The sequence below is a fragment of the Streptomyces sp. GL_141 genome (assembly GCF_057834385.1).
The window spans coordinates 4,883,701-4,899,677 of sequence record NZ_CM174402.1; the positions used below are offsets into that span (position 1 = coordinate 4,883,701).

Below are 15,977 nucleotides of genomic sequence, written 5' to 3' on the forward strand. Positions count from 1 at the left end.
AGCAAACGCGCGGGCCGACGGGACCGGCGCACCGGCCCCGTCGCCCCGCGCGTCGGCGGTTGCGATTACTGCTGCCCTGCTTGCCCTGCGTGTCTCGCCTGTGGTGCTTGCCCTGCTTGCCCTACGTGTGCTGCCGGTGGATCAGTGCGCGGCCGCGCGGGCCATCGCACCGGTCCGGCGCGGCTGCAGCGGAACGGCTGCCGCCGTTGCCCGGGCGGGCTGGGCCGGTGCCCGGTCGCGGCGCGGCTGTGCGGCCACGCCGTTCTGGACGTCCATGACGGCGTGAGCCACCAGTCCGCCCATCGGGTCGTGCCGGATCAGGTCCCGCAGCCGGGACCTGGACGACCGCCCCTCGTTGCCGGGGTACAGGTGCTTGCCGAGTCCGACCGCGTGGGCCAGTGCGGCAAGCGCCGCGGTCCGCGGGTCCGGCGGTACGCCGGTGCGGATCGCACTGTCCAGCCGGCCACGGATCTCCCGGCTGATCGCTGTGTCGGTCGCTTGGTAGCGAGTCGTCGGCAGCACCCCGCACATCTGGCCCGCGACGGCATGCACCATGCCGCAACGCTCCAGGTGAGCGAGGTAAATCTGACGGAGCCCCAGTCGGGGTCCGCCGATCCAGTGGACCGCCCGAACCGGGCTGCCGCGCCTGCGCAGCAGTTCCAGTGCGGAGTCCAGAGTCGGATCTCCTGTCGGCCGTGGCATCACCACGGCGATACGATCCCCATCAGGGGCTATCCGTCCTGCCAGAGCCAGCTCCACTAGCTGTGCCCCGGCCAGGCCGAGGTCGAGCGACTGCGGCTGCGCCGTGGTACCCGTGGCCGGGTCCAAGGCGAGCAGCAAAAGCTCCTCCGGAATCGTTCTGCGGCTCTTGCCCATCCATGCCTCCCCGCGTGGATGAGTGACAGGGTGACGCCTCTCACATTCATCTGTCGAGAGCGCCTGACCGCTTTGTGGGGGAACCATCAGCTATGTCGTTCTCGTCTAGCACGGGGGCGATGCCCCCTAGACGGGACACTGTTAGACATTCGGACAGCCGGACGTGAAGGCGATCGAGGAGGAACTGGTGGCGGGCGAGTCCCCCGACAAGTCGGTTGATGAAGGAACGTCGGGGACGACGGAGTCGTCCGAGGGGCGTGACCCGAGGACGTCGTTGTTCCGTCCGAGGGACTCGGAGGACGGGTCCGCGGAGCGCGACCCGCTCCGGGAAGCGGTGGCCGCGTGGGTGGCCACGGCGGAGGACGAGCCGTCCGACGCGCCGGCCGCGCCGGGTGCGCCGGCTGCGCGGACCGAGGTCTTCGAGGCCCTGCCCGCGGAGGCGGCCGCGGCGGGTTCGGGTTCGGCTTCGGAGTCCGCCTCGGAGGCCTCCTCGGAGCCTGCTTCGGGGTCTCCTTCCGGGTCCGGGCGCGGCGAGTCCGCTGCCGCGCCGGTCGAGAGCGAGCGCACGGCGGTGTTCCGCACCGTGACGCCTCCGGCCGCCGGTCCTGCCGCTTCCGGTGATTCCGCTTCCGCACCGGCCGACGCGCCGGCAGCTGATCCCGCCGAGAGTGGGAGCGCGACCGGGTCCCGTACCGCGACACCTCCCGCGACCGCCGACCGGACCGCACCTTCCGGCTCCGATTCTGCTTCCGTTTCTGCTTCCGCACCGGGTTCCGCTTCGGTGGGCGAGGCCTCGGCCGCGCCTGCGGGCGGCGACCGTACGACCGCCTTCCGTGCTGCGACGCCGCCGGCCGATGCGGGCCGCCCTTCGGGTTCCGCTTCCGCTTCCGCTTCGGGCGAGCCTGTGGCTGCCGCCGGTCCGGCCGGGGGCGCCGGCAAGGGCCTGTCCGCGAGTTCCGGCTCCGGTTCCGGTTCTGGTGCCGACCGGGCGCGTGGCGCCTCGGGTGAGTCCGCGGCCGGCTCCGCACCGGCCGGGAATGACCGCACGGCGTCGTTCCGCACGGGTCTGCCGACGGGTTCCGGTTCTGGTGCCGACCCGGCGCGCGGCGCCTCGGACGAGCCTGCGGCCTCCGGTGCCGGCGCCGCCTCCGGTTCGGTCGAGAGCGAGCGCACCGCGGTGTTCCGTACGGTCACGCCGCCGGCCGCCACGGGTCGCCCCACGGATTCCGCTTCGGCGCCGGCCGACGCGCCCGCACCGACCGAGCCCGCCGACAGCGAGCGCACGGCCGTGTTCCGCACGACGGGCGCCCCGACCGCGAGCACTCCGCCCTCCGGCGCTCCGGCCCTTCCGGCCACCCGAACCCCTTCGGGCGCCCCGGGCACTTCGGCAGCGCCGGGCGGCCAGGCCGCTTCTGATGCTCCGGCTTCGCCGGGTACCCGGCCCTCCACGGGCACCTCGGGTACGCCGGGTGCTGCGGCAGGGTCGCGCGGCGAGGCGGCCCCGGGCGCCCCGGCTCCTTCGGGCGGCCAGGCTGCTTCCGGCGCTCCGGCTTCGCCGGGTACCCGGCCCTCCGCCGGTGCCCCGGGCACCCCGGCGGCCTCCGGTGGCCCGGCTTCTTCCGGTACCCGGCCCCCTTCGGGCGCTCCGGGCGCCCAGACTCCTCCCGGTGCTCCCGGTGCTCCCGGTGCTCCCGGTGCTCCCGCCCCCGGCGGGTCCGTCGACAGTGAGCGGACCGCGGTGTTCCGGGCGGTCAAGCCCGGGTCCGGGTCCGGGTCCGCCCCGGGCGGCGGCCCCGCGGAGGACAGCGAGCGGACCGCCGTGTTCCGGGCGGTGAAGCCCCCGACCCCCGCCGCCCCGGCCGGCGACGTGCCCGTCGACAGCGAGCGGACGGCCGTGTTCCGGGCCATCAAGCCCGGCACCGCCAACCCGGCCGGCCCCACCCCCGGCGCCCCCGGGCAGGGCGCCCCCGGGAAGCCCGGCCCTGCCACCCCCGGCGCCGCAGGCCACCGCGGGGAGCGGGCGAGCACCTTCGTACCGCTGCGGAGCGACGACGCCCCGGTGCGGCCCGCCACGGGCGCGCCCGGCGTGCCCCCCGCACCCGGTGCTCCGAGGGCTTCGGCCACCCCGGCCGCGGCTCCGGTGCGGACTCCGATCGACCCCGGCGTGCGGACCCCCGTGACGCGGGAGTCCGTGGAGCGGACCGTGCGGGAGTCCCCGGAGCGGACCACGCAGCAGCCGCTGCCGCCCAAGCCGCCGCTCGACATGCTGGCGGACCTGACCAACAACCCGCCCCCGCCGCCGAGCGCGGCCCGGACCGCCGTGCGGCGGTTCAAGATCTACGCGCCCATCCTGGTGCTGCTCGCGGTGGTCCTCGCCGTCGTCCAGCTCGTGCGCCCGCTGCCCGCGCCGACGCTGAAGGTGACCGCGAACACCTCGTACACCTTCGAGGGCGGGGCGCCGTCCCTGCCGTGGCCGAAGGAGGGTCAGGCCTACATGGCCGCGGCCGGCCTCGGCCCCGTAGGAACCTTCGGGGAGCAGAAGCCCGTGGCGATCGGCAGTGTCGCCAAGGCCATGACCGCCTACGTCATCCTCAAGGACTTCCCCATGAAGAAGGGGGAGAAGGGGCAGATGATCCCCATCGACAAGACGGCGGTCGAGGACGGCAAGAAGGAGACCGAGGGCGAGTCCACGGTCAACAACCTGAAGGAGAACGACAAGATCTCCCAGGAGGACGCCCTCTCCGCGATCATGATCCCGTCCGCCAACAACGTCGCGCGGCTGCTCGCGCGCTGGGACGGCGGGCAGGAGGCGTTCGTCAAGAAGATGAACGACACCGCCAAGGAACTCGGCATGACCAACACCACGTACACGGACCCCTCGGGTCTGGACGCGACCACGGTCAGCACCGCCGAGGACCAGGTCAAGCTCGGCCTCAAGATCGTCGAGATGCCGGAGCTGATCGCGATCACCAAGAAGCCGGAGTGGGTCGACTCCACGGGCAAGAAGTGGCGGAACTACAACGACCTGGTTCCGTTCAACGGCTCGCTCGGCATCAAGACCGGCTCCACCACCAAGGCCGGCGGCAACCTGCTCTTCGCCGCCGAGAAGAAGGTCGGCAAGACCAACCAGCTGATCGTCGGTGCGGTCCTCGGCCAGCACGGCGTGCCGATCCTCGGCACCGCGATCGCGGCGAGCAAGAACATCATGCTGGCCACGCAGAAGATGCTCACGGCCGCGCCCGTCGTCAAGAAGGGTTCCGTCGTCGGCTACGTGGACGACGGACTCGGCACCCGGGTCCCGGTCGTGGCCACCGCCGACGTGGAGGCGGTCGGCTGGCCGACCCTCACCATCTCCATCAAGCTGGCCGACGGGGCCACCCAGCTCCCGCAGACCGCCAAGGCGGGGTCGGAGATCGGCATGCTGACCGTCGGCGAGGGCGCCAGCCAGGTGAAGGTGCCGGTGGCGCTGCAGAGCGACCTCACCGCACCCGGCATCGGCAAGAAGCTGACGCGCGTCGGCTGACGCTCGCCGGCCGCGGCACCGGGCGAGCCCGACGCCGCGCACGAGCACGGAGCGGGTCCGGTGCCCCGGGGCAACCCCGGGGCGCCGGACCGCGTCTACGAACCGAGGGACGCACCGACGGGACGCACCCGCGGGATGCGGCCCGAGGGACGACCCGAGGGACCGGAGTGGGGAGTACGTCGGCGTGACCACCGCTGAGCGGCAGGAACAGGGCCGGGAGCAGGTCCATGTCCGGGGCGGGGTTCCGCCCCGGACCCCCGGTGCCCCGAGCCCGCAGGCCGGCCACGGACCCGTGTCCGGGTCCGGACCCGTGTCCGGACCCGGCCCCCGCCCCGGGCCGGTCGGCCGTGCCCTCGGCTGGGCGCGCCGGCACCCCGTGGCCGTGGCCACCGCGCTGGCCGGGCTGCTGCACGTGATCTGGTTCTTCGCCGTCGCCAACAGCGGTGGCGACCTCGCCGCGCAGGACGCCTGGGCCGAGTTCGTGGGCCGCCATCCCGACTCGGCGTACAACCTCGCCTGGTACGGCGGCATGCACCCGGTCTCGTACAGCGTGGTCTCGCCGTACGTGATGCACGTGCTCGGCGTCCGCACCACGATGATGATCGCCGGTACGGTCTCGGCCGGGCTGCTCGCGATGATCCTGACCCGCTGCCGGGGCGCCGTCCGCGAGCCGCTGTGGCCCGCCCTGGCCGGGGTGTACGGGCTGCTGTGCAACGCCGTGTCGGGCCGGGTCACCTTCGGTCTCGGCGCGATGTTCGCCCTCGGAGCCGTCGCCGCCGTCTTCTGCTGGCCCCGCAAATGGGCCGAGCGGCGCTGGGCGAAGGCCGCCGTGGCGGCGCCGCTCGCGGCGATCGCCACCGCCTCCAGCCCGGTCGCCGGCCTGTTCCTCGGGGTGATCGCGGCCGCGCTGTTCCTGAACGGCCGCCGCCCCGGCGCGTACGCCCTCGGCCTGGCCCCGGCGGCGGTGGTCGGGCTGTCCTCCTGGCTGTTCCCCTTCTCGGGGACCCAGCCGATGAAGCTGATCTCGGCGGCGCTGCCGTTCGCGTGCGCGCTGGCCGCGCTGTTCCTCGTACCGAAGAGCTGGAAATCGGTCCGGACCGCGTCCGCGATCTACGCCCTAGGGGTGGCCCTGACCTGGGCGATCGACTCCCAGGTCGGCTCGAACGTGACCCGGCTGGCCATGCTGTTCGGCGGGGTGGTGCTGCTCGCGGCCCTCCCGTACGAGGCCCCGCGCACGCGCCGCTGGTACGGGCTGCTGCTCGCGCTGACCGGCGTGACCGCCTGGATCACCGTCAACAGCGTCACCGACATCGTCCGCACCACCCCGCTGGCCTCCTGGAGCCGCGAGCTGGCCCCGCTGGTGGACCAGCTCCAGAAGGCGGGCGCCGACCGCGGCCGCGTCGAGGTGGTCCCGGCCAGCAGCCACCGCGAATCCTCCGCCTTCCCCGCGTACGTGAACCTCGCCCGCGGCTGGAACCGGCAGGCCGATCTGGAGCGCAACCCGGTCTTCTACGACGACACCCTGACGGCCGACAGCTACCGCGAGTGGCTGGACCGCTGGGCCGTGCACTACGTGGTGCTGCCCGCCGACAAACCCGACGAGGGCGGGCGGGACGAGGCGAAGCTGGTGCGCGAGGGGCTCCCGTACCTCCAGCAGGTGTGGGGCGACGCGAACTGGCAGCTCTTCAAGGTCACCGAGCCGACGAACCTGGTCGCCGGCCCCGCGACGGTGGTGCGGGCCAGCGCCGACCAGCTGGTCATCGACGTGAAGCAGGCCGGACGGGTCCTGGTGCGCATCCCGCATTCCCCGTGGCTGGGCCTGCTGGACGGCGCCGGCAAGCCGGTGGAGCCGCCGCAGGAGACGGAGGCCTCGAAGGCCGCCGCGAAGGTGGCGCCGAAGGGCGCGGTCGCCACGCCCAAGGTCTACGCGAACACCGCCGGATGCCTGTTCAAGGCACCCTCGGACGGTACCGGCGACGAGTGGACGGAGCTGCTGGCCCCGACGCCGGGGGAGTACCGGATCGCGGCGAAGTACCAGCTTCCGCGGGGCACGCCGTGTCCGGAGGACCTGCTCTACGAGGTACTGGGCCCCCCGCAGCGCCCGGCCCCGCCGCGTCCTTGATCAACCATTCTTTACGCCCGGCCCGGGTGCGTTGTGCCCCTTATGTGCATACGATCCCAGTAGTCCGATTGGGTGCCCCGAGTCTTTTTAGGGAGTGACGACGGGATGAGCAAAGAGCAAGAGCAGAAGCAGGACTTCCACGCGGCCGTAGAGAAGGCTGCGGAAGCGACCAACCTGCCCCGCGCCGTGCAACACGCGCACGGCTTCTCCGGTCCGGTCCGGAGCAAGGTCAAGGGCGGAGCGCACACGAAGGCGGAACTCAAGCGGGCCGGGACCCCGCAGGGCGACCGCATCGGCGAGCGCAGCAGAGGCCTCAGCTGAGGGCGGGGCCGAGGCTGAAGCCTGAGCCCACCTCCCTGCCATAACGACGCGTTGTGTTCGTGATGTGTCCCTGATGCAGCCCTTCCGGCCCCGACCCGGGCCGGAAGGGCTTTCGTCTGCCCCTGCCCGCGCCCTTGCCCTTTACGGGATCGCGGGGAGGTGTCCGGCCGGCTGTTACGTCGCCGACGGACGACCCGGACACGGCCCTCGTAACGTGTTGGTCGTCGCCACCGCCGGTGACGCCGACCCGAGGCTCCGAGGGAAACACTCATGCGCGCCACCGTCCGTACCGCCGCCGTAGCGGCGCTCGCCACCCTCACCGCGTGCGGGACCCTCACGGCGTGCGGCACCCGCACCGCCGGCGCTGCGGGCCTGGCGCCAGACCCCGAGGTGGGCAGCACGGCGGCCCCCGCCCGCACGGGCGAGGCGGCGCCCGCCCTCCCGGGGTCGAAGCCGACCGGCATGAAGATCGACGCGGCGGGCGTGGACGCGAAGAAGATGGTCGACCTCACGGTGGACCCGGCGACGGGCGAGCTCGGCGTGCCGAACGCGGACACCGACGCGGACAACCCGGGCTGGTGGACCCAGGGCGTGACTCCGGGCGAGAAGGGGCCGGCCGTCCTCGTCGCGCACTTCGACACGAAGTACGGGCCCGCGGTGATGAAGAACGTCAAGAACATCAAGCTCGGCGACCTGATCGAGGTACCGCGCGAGGACGGCAGGACGGCCAGGTTCACGATCCGCGAGATCGAGGACGTCGCCAAGCAGGACTTCCCGACCGACAAGGTCTACGGAAACACCCCCCGCCCCGAGCTACGCCTCCTCACCTGCGGCGGCGAAATCAAAAACGGCCACCGCACCAACAACGTGATCCTCTACGCCGACCTGGTCGCCTGACCCTCCGCACTGCGGACGAGTCCCCCTGCCACAAACGCCAAAGGCCCCCAGCCACAGCCGGCTGGGGGCCTCTGCACGTGTGCCCTCGGCAGGATTCGAACCTGCGACACCCGCTTTGGGATCGTCCACGCGTCGAGGAAGGCCTCGCGCCTGGACGGATCGGCTGACTTGTGGTCCGCGTGCAGGACGCGCCAGGCGGTGAGTTCGAGGTCGCGGAGCCACAGCTCACCGATGACCTGAGTTTTGAGGTCGGGGAGGTGGTCGGACTCGGCGAGTGCCTGGCCGATGACCTCTCCGGCTGCGATGCGCTGAGGCGGGGTCATCTCGTCGAAGGCCGAGAGGATCTGCCCGGCCAGGCCGGTGCCTTCTCCCGCCAGCGAACTCGGCACGCACGCTTTGATGTTGGCGGGCAGCAGGTAGAGGGAGCCCGAGGACCTCCACAGTTCCGACCAGAAGTGCTCTCCGGACGCGGTGGGGGCGGGGAGCGCGGCCAGCAGGCCGAAAAGGTGTGCGGTGGCCACGTATCCGTCGGAGTGGGCCGATGCGACGACGGCGATGTCCGCGACGCGCTCCACGTCGATGTGGCCGGCTTCGAGGCGGGGGTCCAGCCCCAGCCGCTGTTCCAGCTGATGGGAGAGGGGGCGGACGCGTGGGAGCGGAACTCGGGAAGCATCGGCGGTCCTTGGACGTAGGAGAGCGGAGAGGCCCGTTCGGAAGCCCAGATCGTTCCCCTGGCCCACCGGATTACACGAGTTCCATAGCCCCAGTCGGAGGAAGGCTGCCAGGACCGCAACCAAGAGGCGGTCGAACCGGCCGCGCCCGGCGATGCCGCGCCGGAGACGGGAGCACACCTCGGGCCATGCCGCTCCGGACCGGCTCCTAGCATGGACTCATGGTTGCCAGTGATGCCCAGCAGCACGTGTCAGGACGGGACGTAGGGCCCCGGGACGACGCCGGAGCCGGCCATGTTGTCTCCACACCCACGGATGGAGGAAGCGAGGGCTCCGAGCCTCCCGCCGACCACTTCGGGAGAGCGGCCGATCTGGTGGGGCCGATGAAGCCGAAGCTACGGGGCTGGCTCCACGCCGGCATGGTCCCCGCGTCCCTGGCCGCGGGCATCGTCCTCATCTGCCTGGCAGGAACACCGCAGGCCACTGTGGCTTGCATCGTGTACGCCGTCACCGCCTGGCTGCTGTTCGGGACGAGCGCCGTCTACCACCTCGGCACGTGGGGACCCCTCGGCGAGGCCGTCCTGCGCCGCCTCGACCACGCGAACATCTTCCTGATCATCGCCGGAACCTGTACTCCGCTGGCCGTGCTCCTCCTCGCCCCTGACCAGCGATCCGTCCTCCTGTGGATCGTGTGGACGGGCGCTCTGGCCGGCATCGCCTTCCGCGTCCTGTGGATCGGAGCGCCCCGCTGGCTGTACACGCCCTGCTACCTGGCCCTGGGCTGGGCACCGGTGCGCTACCTGCCCGACTTCCTGCACAGCGGCGGCGCGGCCGTACTCACCCTGATCGTGACGGGCGGGCTGCTCTACAGCGCGGGCGCCCTCGTGTACGCCCTCCAGCGCCCCGACCCCTCACCCCGCTGGTTCGGCTACCACGAGGTGTTCCACGCCCTGACCGTGGCAGCCTTCACCGCGCACTGCATCGCCGTCTTCCGCGCTGCCTCCTGAGCGCGACGACGTGTCGATGCTTGCCGGCTCATTTGCGTGGGGGCTGGTGAGTTGCCGACCGGCTTCGGGTCAGGGTGCGGGCGGGTGGCGGAGGGGCCCGTGCGGCGGGCGCAGCGAGGCATTCGAGTCCGGCTCGCGGTGCCGGAGGGCGGCGGCAAGGTGGGTGGCCGAAGAGGCCCCGTGCCTACGCACCCGCGTCACCTCGGGAATGCTTGAAGATCGGGAGCCCGCCGATGCCGACGGGCACGATCACCTCAGGCCGAGGTCGATGGCGCCGAAGATTCGCCGGCTCGGCGGTACTCGGCGTTGATGCGCTGGGCTTCTTCGAGCTGGTCTTCCAGGATGATGATCCGGCAGGCGGAGTCGATCGGGGTTCCGTGGTCGACGAGTTCGCGGGCGCGGGCGGCGATGCGCAGCTGGTAGCGGGAGTAGCGGCGGTGTCCGCCGTCCGAGCGGAGCGGGGTGATGAGGCGGGCCTCGCCCAGGGCGCGGAGGAAACCTTGGGTGGTGCCGAGCATCGCGGCGGCCCGGCCCATGGTGTAGGCGGGGTAGTCGTCGTCATCGAGACGGCCGAACGAGTCGTCTGCTGTCATTGAACCTCTTTCCGGAACGCGTGGAGGGGCCCTGGTGCCTATGGCACCAGGGCCCCGAAGGAACTGCTACACCATCTACCGGCCCTGATACTGCGCCGGCCTTCTGTTTCCGCAGACCCGACTCATGCGTGATCGGGGTGCGGGGATCGCGGTTGCTTGACCGGAGACCACCTCACTGACGATGTCCTGCGGTACCCGGGCTTCAACCTGCCGGCCCGGGCGATCCTGATGGCGCCAAGCTCCTCCGTTCTTCCCTCGGTGATCAACTACTTACCAAGCGGGGGACTGCGTACTGCTGATGATGCTTACTGCTGGTACTGCTGGTACTGCTAACTGCTTGGGTACTGCTCGCGGCCTGCCCTAGCGCCACGTTTCGGCAGCCAGCCCCGTTGCCCGTCCTGCGTCTGCTCTGGCTTGGAACCCCACTGCCGAACTTCCCGGTGCGCGCGCCCGCAGCCGACGCCTTCACCGAGGTGCTGCTCCACTCACTCCACTGCTGGGTACTGCTCGTGGTGGCCCCTGATGACTGCGGGCCACCCGGTCCGGTCGTCAGTCCCGTCGCCGTCCTGCACCAGCTCTGGCTTCGAAACTCCACCACCGCACCGTCCTGCGTACTGCACCTGCGGGTCCTGCGTGTACTACTGCCGGCAGTTCGTCTCTGCCAGGCCCTGTTGTCTCGCTGGGCTACGAGAGAAACCATAACCACGCCACGGTCCAATGTCTACTCCAGCCAAGATAGATTTACTCTTGGCTGGTCAGGAGGTAATCGGGCTCGAACATGGCTGCTCCCTGAGGCTGCCGAGCTGGACCTGGACGCCGGACGCGCCGTCGAGTCCGCCACGCCACTGCGGGGAGCGGTTGCCGATTCCGTCCGCCGCGGGTGAGCGGAAGAGGGGCCGTTGCGGCCGACCGGAAACGGTGTCCAATGGGGTGGAAGAATCGTTTTGACGAACGTGACGGATGATCATTGGGTACACCTCGACCGCAGTGCTCAGGCCGGCAGTGGCAAGCGCAGAGCCGCTTCCCGTCTTCCGGAACAGCTGCGCCGGTGGCCTTCCCGTAGTCCGGCGCACGCCGGTGGTGGGCAGGCCGGTGGAGAGGTCTCGGACGAGAGCACACCCCTGTACGCGCGGCCGGCCGAGGAGTGGGCGGCCCGCGGCGCCACCGTCCCCTGCTGTCCTGACTCGCTGTGGCAGCGTCTGGTCTCTGCCGAGCACTTCTGGCGCGAGACGGAAAGCACGTTGCGGCAGCTGCACCTGGCAGGGGATGCCCACCCTGCTGACGGCGCAGCCGCGTCGGTTCGAACGGAGGTACTCGCGTGATCCACGGCTCGCTGGTGTGCCGGGGCTGTTCCGGCACCCTCTACGCCGTTTCCACCACCTGTGCTCACTCGGCACCCTTGCCCACCTGGGAGGTCGATCACGACCGCACCCCGGTTTCCTGCCCCTTGCGGCCTCTCCTGCCCCTGGAAGGGGCGGCCGCTCACGTCTCCGAGCTTGCCCGAGCCGATCACGTCCTGACCGAACCGTCCTGACGCGGATCAGGGCCGCGCAGCAAACGCTGCGCGGCCCTGATCCAGTACTCCCCGGTTCTCGCGGACAGCGCAGACGTCCGCTGATCGGGCGCCTGCGAGCTGTACGGACAGCCGTGAGCGCCGATCGCGGCGGCCGCGCGGGCGGGGTGGGGAGGGTTAGGCCGGGTTGATGTTCTCGGCCTGGGGGCCCTTCTGGCCCTGGGTGATGTCGAACGTCACGACCTGGCCCTCCTGGAGCTCGCGGAAGCCCGAGGAGTTGATCGCCGAGTAGTGGGCGAAGACGTCCGGGCCGCCACCCTCCTGGGCGATGAAGCCGAAGCCCTTCTCAGCGTTGAACCACTTCACAGTTCCCGTAGCCATGTCTCATGCCTTCCAGTCGATGAACGCCTCCCGCTCCATGCGGAAGGCGGAGGTGATCGTCCTGGTTCCTGCGGCACTGCACAGCAAAACGCCCACACCAAGGCGTGGGCAAAGGGGACTTCCGAACCACGACAGCTGACGCAGACGCTACACGCCTCCAACGGTCCGTCACCATAGGAAACAAGGTGCGTCGTACCTCCGACGCGCGCGGGCGGGAGTGCCCACCGCGACCGGCGGGCACGTCCACCTCAGGCTGCCGTGCGTGGGCGCCCTTCGGCCGCGGGGGAGTGGTGCTCGGCGTTGACGCGCTGAGCTTCCTCAAGCCGGATCTCGAGCATCACGATCCGGCAGGCGGCCTCGATGGGAGTGCCCCGGTCGACGAGTTCGCGGGCGCGGGCGGCGATGCGCAGCTGGGAGCGGGAGTAGCGCCGGTGACCGCCCTCGGAGCGCAGCGGGGTGATCAGGTGGGCCTCTCCCATGGCGCGGAGGAAGGCCTGGGTGGTGCCGAGCATTTCTGCGGCCCGGCCCATCGTGTAGGCGGGGTAGCCGTCGTCGTCGAGACGGCTGAACGAGTCGTCTGCTGTCATCGCACCTCACTGCGAAACAGATGGAGGAAGGGGGGCGGAACGCGGGGAGGGGCCCTGGCGCGTACGACACCAGGGCCCCGAAGGAACTGCTACACCATCTGCCGGCCCTGTTGCTGCGCCGGCCTTCTGTTTCCGCCGACCCGACCGAAAGGCTGTCGGGAGTACGGGGATCGCGGTTGCTTGACCGGAGACCACCTCACTATCGATGTCCTGCGGTACCCGGACTCAGGCTTACGTCCGGGCGATCCTGATGGCGCTTCAACTCCTCCGTTCATCCCTCGATGTCAGCTACCTGCAAAGCGGGGGACTGCGTACTGCTGGTCCTTCTCTTACTGCTGGTACTGCTGGTACTGCCAACTGCTTGGGTACTGCTCGCGGCCTGCCCTAGCGCCACGTTTCGGCAGCCAGCCCCGTTGCCCGTCCTGCGTCTGCTCTGGCTTGGAACCCCACTGCCGAACTTCCCGGTGCGCGCGCCCGCAGCCGACGCCTTCACCAAGGTGCTGCTCACTGACTTCACTGCTGGGTACTGCACCTACAGGTACTGCTGCCCGGCAGTTCGTCTCTGCCAGGCCCTGCTGTCTCTCTGGGTTACGAGAGAAACCATAACTACGCCACCACCCAATGTCTACTCCAGCCGAGATAGATTTTTGAGTGCGTGTCGCTGAGGTAATCGGGTTCGGTCAGGTTGAACAGTCGTGGGTCAGGGAACAACGACCGGGCAATCGAGGTCGCCGTCGAGGACTCCAGTCCTCTCACGCCGCGCATGCGCATCCCCGACCTCGTCGACGGCACCGGGGGGTTCGGCTGGCACATGGTCAACGACCTGGCCCGCGCCACCGTCGTCACGCCCACCCCTGAAGGCGGGAAGATCGTACGCGCCCTCCTGCCCCGTCGGACCGCCGGACAGGCGCGAGCCTGAGGTCGGGTCGGGCCGCCCGGAGTGCGGTCCACCCACATGCGTTTCCCTACGGGTATGCGGAAGGGCCCGACCGGCGCGTGCAGTCGGGCCTCTTTGCTGCGCGGGTGGCGGTGTGCGCCGGGGCCCAGCGGTCAGACGGTCACAGGGGTGCCGAGCATGGCGGAGGCCCGCTGGAGGGGGCTGAGCACGCGCGTGGCCACGGCGGGCCGGGGAAGGGCGCCGCGGCAGGTGAAGCCGAGCTGGGTCATGGCGCGGAGGACTTCGCCGGCGCTGAAGTCGCGGCGGTCCTGGCGGGTGATGACCTGGCCGACCTGCTTCACGGGGTAGATGCGACGGCCGATGATCACGGAGTCGCCGAGGACCTCCTCGGGCTTGATGCCCTTCATGGACTCCAGGACACCGCTCTTGGTCAGGTCGAACGGGAAGCGGGCGATGACGCAGCGCATGGTGCCTCACAGAGTGAAGAGGGGAAGGGTCCGGCCACGGTGAGGTGGGTCAGCGGGCGAGGGCGAGGACGCCCAGAGCGCTGCCCTGTTCATCGACGACGGGCAGGGCGGCGAGCTTGCGATAGCGCATCGCGTGCTCGGCCTCGGCCATCGTGGTCACGGGCGAGGCGAACGGACCGCGGTCGCCGAGGACATCGCGCAGCCGGAGCCGGTCGGTGTACGCGGCGCTGTCGCGGACGGCGCTTAGCCGCTCCCGGGTGATCAGCCCGGTGCAGAGGCCGTCCTCGTCGCAGACGAGCAGGTGGTCCGCGCGGGAACTGGCCGTGACGGCCAGGGCCACCTCGACGGTCATGTCGTCACAGACCTGCGGACCGGCCGCCTCCATGGCGTCCTCCACCGTCTTGCGGACGAGGTCGGCGTGCACGGAACGGGGCTGCATCTGGACCAGCGTCAAAATCTGCCTCCTGCAGAGATGGGTCAGTTTCCGGAGCACGTGGTGGTCAGGCCGCCGCATCAAAAGCGGACTGCCGAGCGCTCGCGCGCCGGGCGGCCGACGCGGGCCCGCGGCGCCCGCGGGAGGCCGTGCTGCGCTTGGGCCGCTCGGACACCGGAGCGGTGATCGTGACCGGAATGCCGGAGGGTGCCTGCGCGCCGGTGATCCGGGTCAGGGCCTCGTCGCCCGAGCGGACCTGGGTGGTCAGCGGGGTGACGCCCGCGGCCTGCATGAGGCGTGCCATCTCGCGGCGCTGGTTGGGCAGGACCAGGGTGACGACGCTGCCGGACTCGCCGGCGCGGGCGGTGCGGCCGCCGCGGTGCAGGTAGTCCTTGGGGTCGGTCGGCGGGTCCACGTTGACGACGAGGTCGAGGTTGTCGACGTGGATGCCGCGGGCCGCGACGTTCGTGGCCACGAGCACGCTGACGTGCCCGCTCTTGAACTGGGTGAGGGTGCGGGTGCGCTGGGGCTGGGACTTTCCGCCGTGCAGGGCCGCGGCGCGCACTCCGCTGCTCAGCAGGTGCTCGGTGAGCCTGTCCACGCCGTGCTTGGTGTCCAGGAACATGATCACGCGGCCCTCGCGGGCGGCGATCTCGGTCGTGGCGGCCTGCTTGTCGAAGTTCTGCACGTGCAGGACGTGGTGTTCCATCGTGGTGACGGCGCCGGCCGAGGGGTCGACGGAGTGCACGACGGGGTCGGTCAGGTAGCGGCGCACCAGCAGGTCGACGTTGCGGTCGAGGGTGGCGGAGAAGAGCATCCGCTGGCCCTCGGGACGCACCTGGTCGAGCAGGGCGGTGACCTGGGGCATGAAGCCCATGTCGGCCATCTGGTCCGCCTCGTCCAGGACGGTGACGGCCACCTGGTTCAGCCGGCAGTCACCCCGGTCGATGAGGTCCTTCAGACGTCCCGGGGTGGCGACGACCACTTCGGCTCCGGCGCGCAGCGCCTGTGCCTGCCGGTAGATGGGCATGCCGCCGACGACGGTGGCCATGCGCAGCTTGACCGCGCGGGCGTAGGGGGTGAGGGCTGCCGTGACCTGCTGGGCGAGCTCGCGCGTCGGTACGAGGACCAGTGCGAGCGGCTGACCCGACTCGGCGTTCTGCCCGGCGGTACGGGCCAGCAGCGCGAGGCCGAAGGCCAGGGTCTTGCCGGAGCCGGTGCGGCCGCGGCCCAAGACGTCACGGCCTGCGAGGGTGTTGGGCAGCGTGGCGGCCTGGATCGGGAACGGCGTGGCCATGCCTTCACGGGTGAGCGTGGCGAGCAGCTGGGACGGCATATCCAGATCGGCGAACACCTCGACGGCGGGCAGCGCGGGGGTGATCGTCTTCGGCGGCGCGAACTCGCCCTGGATCGCAGCGGGCCGCCGACCATAGCCGCCCGAGCGGCTCGGACCACCGGAGCGGCTCGGGGTCGAAGAGCCGAAGCGGCTGCCCCGGCTCGAACCGGAGCCGGCGCCGGAGCCGAAAGCGGGGCCGCCGGTGCGGCTGCGGGTGCGGGAGGAGCGTTCGTTCGTACGGGAGGGGTTCATGCGGAACCTTCCTTGATGCGGCACGTATCAAGGAATTCCCGCAGCGTAGGAGCGGCGCAGGGAATTGCGAGAACGGGCCGAATGGAAATGCGAAGCGGAT

Annotated in this window: 15 protein-coding genes; 6 read left to right on the forward strand and 9 right to left on the reverse strand. The window is 71.0% G+C overall.

Translation table 11 applies throughout. From position 1 onward, the window contains the following. Nucleotides 1-141: 141 nt before the first annotated feature. Nucleotides 142-876: a GOLPH3/VPS74 family protein gene (locus tag AC3IX6_RS21610; protein WP_250742596.1), complete on the reverse strand. Its 735-nt coding sequence runs from the start codon at nucleotides 874-876 to the stop codon at nucleotides 142-144. Nucleotides 877-1,017: 141 nt separating this feature from the next. Further along, on the reverse strand, nucleotides 1,018-1,458 hold the full coding sequence (locus AC3IX6_RS21615) for a hypothetical protein (RefSeq protein WP_489363718.1): 441 nt from the start codon (nucleotides 1,456-1,458) through the stop codon (nucleotides 1,018-1,020). A 1,156-nt stretch (nucleotides 1,459-2,614) separates the two neighbouring features. On the opposite strand from AC3IX6_RS21615, the gene AC3IX6_RS21620 reads away from it, so the two are divergent. The 4 genes from AC3IX6_RS21620 (at nucleotide 2,615) to AC3IX6_RS21635 (ending at nucleotide 7,739) form a co-directional block, all read left to right on the forward strand. Beyond that, complete coding sequence (locus AC3IX6_RS21620; protein WP_489363720.1) at nucleotides 2,615-4,399, forward strand: D-alanyl-D-alanine carboxypeptidase family protein; 1,785 nt, start codon at nucleotides 2,615-2,617, stop codon at nucleotides 4,397-4,399. A gap of 184 nt (nucleotides 4,400-4,583) precedes the next feature. Next, nucleotides 4,584-6,521: a DUF8823 domain-containing protein gene (locus tag AC3IX6_RS21625; protein ID WP_489363722.1), complete on the forward strand. Its 1,938-nt coding sequence runs from the start codon at nucleotides 4,584-4,586 to the stop codon at nucleotides 6,519-6,521. Nucleotides 6,522-6,626: 105 nt separating this feature from the next. After that, nucleotides 6,627-6,842: a hypothetical protein gene (locus AC3IX6_RS21630; protein WP_489363724.1), complete on the forward strand. Its 216-nt coding sequence runs from the start codon at nucleotides 6,627-6,629 to the stop codon at nucleotides 6,840-6,842. Nucleotides 6,843-7,112: 270 nt separating this feature from the next. Next, nucleotides 7,113-7,739, forward strand: coding sequence for a sortase domain-containing protein (locus tag AC3IX6_RS21635; RefSeq protein WP_489363726.1), 627 nt, complete (start codon nucleotides 7,113-7,115; stop codon nucleotides 7,737-7,739). Here AC3IX6_RS21635 and AC3IX6_RS21640 read toward each other — a convergent pair. Further along, on the reverse strand, nucleotides 7,718-8,314 hold the full coding sequence (locus AC3IX6_RS21640) for a hypothetical protein (RefSeq protein ID WP_489363728.1): 597 nt from the start codon (nucleotides 8,312-8,314) through the stop codon (nucleotides 7,718-7,720). The two genes, AC3IX6_RS21635 and AC3IX6_RS21640, sit on opposite strands and share 22 nt — an antisense overlap. A gap of 317 nt (nucleotides 8,315-8,631) precedes the next feature. Between AC3IX6_RS21640 and trhA the strand changes: the two genes are divergently transcribed. Then, nucleotides 8,632-9,417: a PAQR family membrane homeostasis protein TrhA gene (gene trhA / locus AC3IX6_RS21645; protein WP_489363730.1), complete on the forward strand. Its 786-nt coding sequence runs from the start codon at nucleotides 8,632-8,634 to the stop codon at nucleotides 9,415-9,417. A 254-nt stretch (nucleotides 9,418-9,671) separates the two neighbouring features. Here the strand turns inward: trhA and AC3IX6_RS21650 are convergent, their stop codons facing one another. From AC3IX6_RS21650 to AC3IX6_RS21660, 3 genes are all read right to left on the reverse strand, one after another. Then, a complete protein-coding gene (locus AC3IX6_RS21650; RefSeq protein ID WP_489363732.1) occupies nucleotides 9,672-10,010 on the reverse strand; it encodes a MerR family transcriptional regulator in 339 nt (112 codons plus the stop codon). Between the two features lie 1,690 nt (nucleotides 10,011-11,700). Further along, on the reverse strand, nucleotides 11,701-11,904 hold the full coding sequence (locus AC3IX6_RS21655) for a cold-shock protein (protein ID WP_202202768.1): 204 nt from the start codon (nucleotides 11,902-11,904) through the stop codon (nucleotides 11,701-11,703). Between the two features lie 248 nt (nucleotides 11,905-12,152). Further along, nucleotides 12,153-12,491 (reverse strand): helix-turn-helix domain-containing protein, encoded by a 339-nt coding sequence (locus tag AC3IX6_RS21660; protein WP_489363734.1) that lies wholly within the window; start codon nucleotides 12,489-12,491, stop codon nucleotides 12,153-12,155. 763 nt (nucleotides 12,492-13,254) lie between these two features. Here AC3IX6_RS21660 and AC3IX6_RS21665 point away from each other — a divergent pair. Further along, nucleotides 13,255-13,410: a hypothetical protein gene (locus AC3IX6_RS21665; RefSeq protein ID WP_489363736.1), complete on the forward strand. Its 156-nt coding sequence runs from the start codon at nucleotides 13,255-13,257 to the stop codon at nucleotides 13,408-13,410. A gap of 131 nt (nucleotides 13,411-13,541) precedes the next feature. On the opposite strand, the gene AC3IX6_RS21670 is transcribed toward AC3IX6_RS21665, so the two are convergent. The 3 genes from AC3IX6_RS21670 to AC3IX6_RS21680 are packed head-to-tail and all read right to left on the reverse strand — an operon-like array spanning nucleotide 13,542 to nucleotide 15,877. Beyond that, nucleotides 13,542-13,856 carry an SCO5918 family protein gene (locus tag AC3IX6_RS21670; protein WP_489363738.1) on the reverse strand — a complete coding sequence of 105 codons (315 nt, stop codon included), beginning with the start codon at nucleotides 13,854-13,856 and terminating at the stop codon, nucleotides 13,542-13,544. Nucleotides 13,857-13,905: 49 nt separating this feature from the next. Next, nucleotides 13,906-14,310: a CBS domain-containing protein gene (locus tag AC3IX6_RS21675; protein WP_489363740.1), complete on the reverse strand. Its 405-nt coding sequence runs from the start codon at nucleotides 14,308-14,310 to the stop codon at nucleotides 13,906-13,908. Between the two features lie 46 nt (nucleotides 14,311-14,356). Beyond that, on the reverse strand, nucleotides 14,357-15,877 hold the full coding sequence (locus AC3IX6_RS21680; RefSeq protein ID WP_489363742.1) for a DEAD/DEAH box helicase: 1,521 nt from the start codon (nucleotides 15,875-15,877) through the stop codon (nucleotides 14,357-14,359). Nucleotides 15,878-15,977 lie beyond the last annotated feature (100 nt).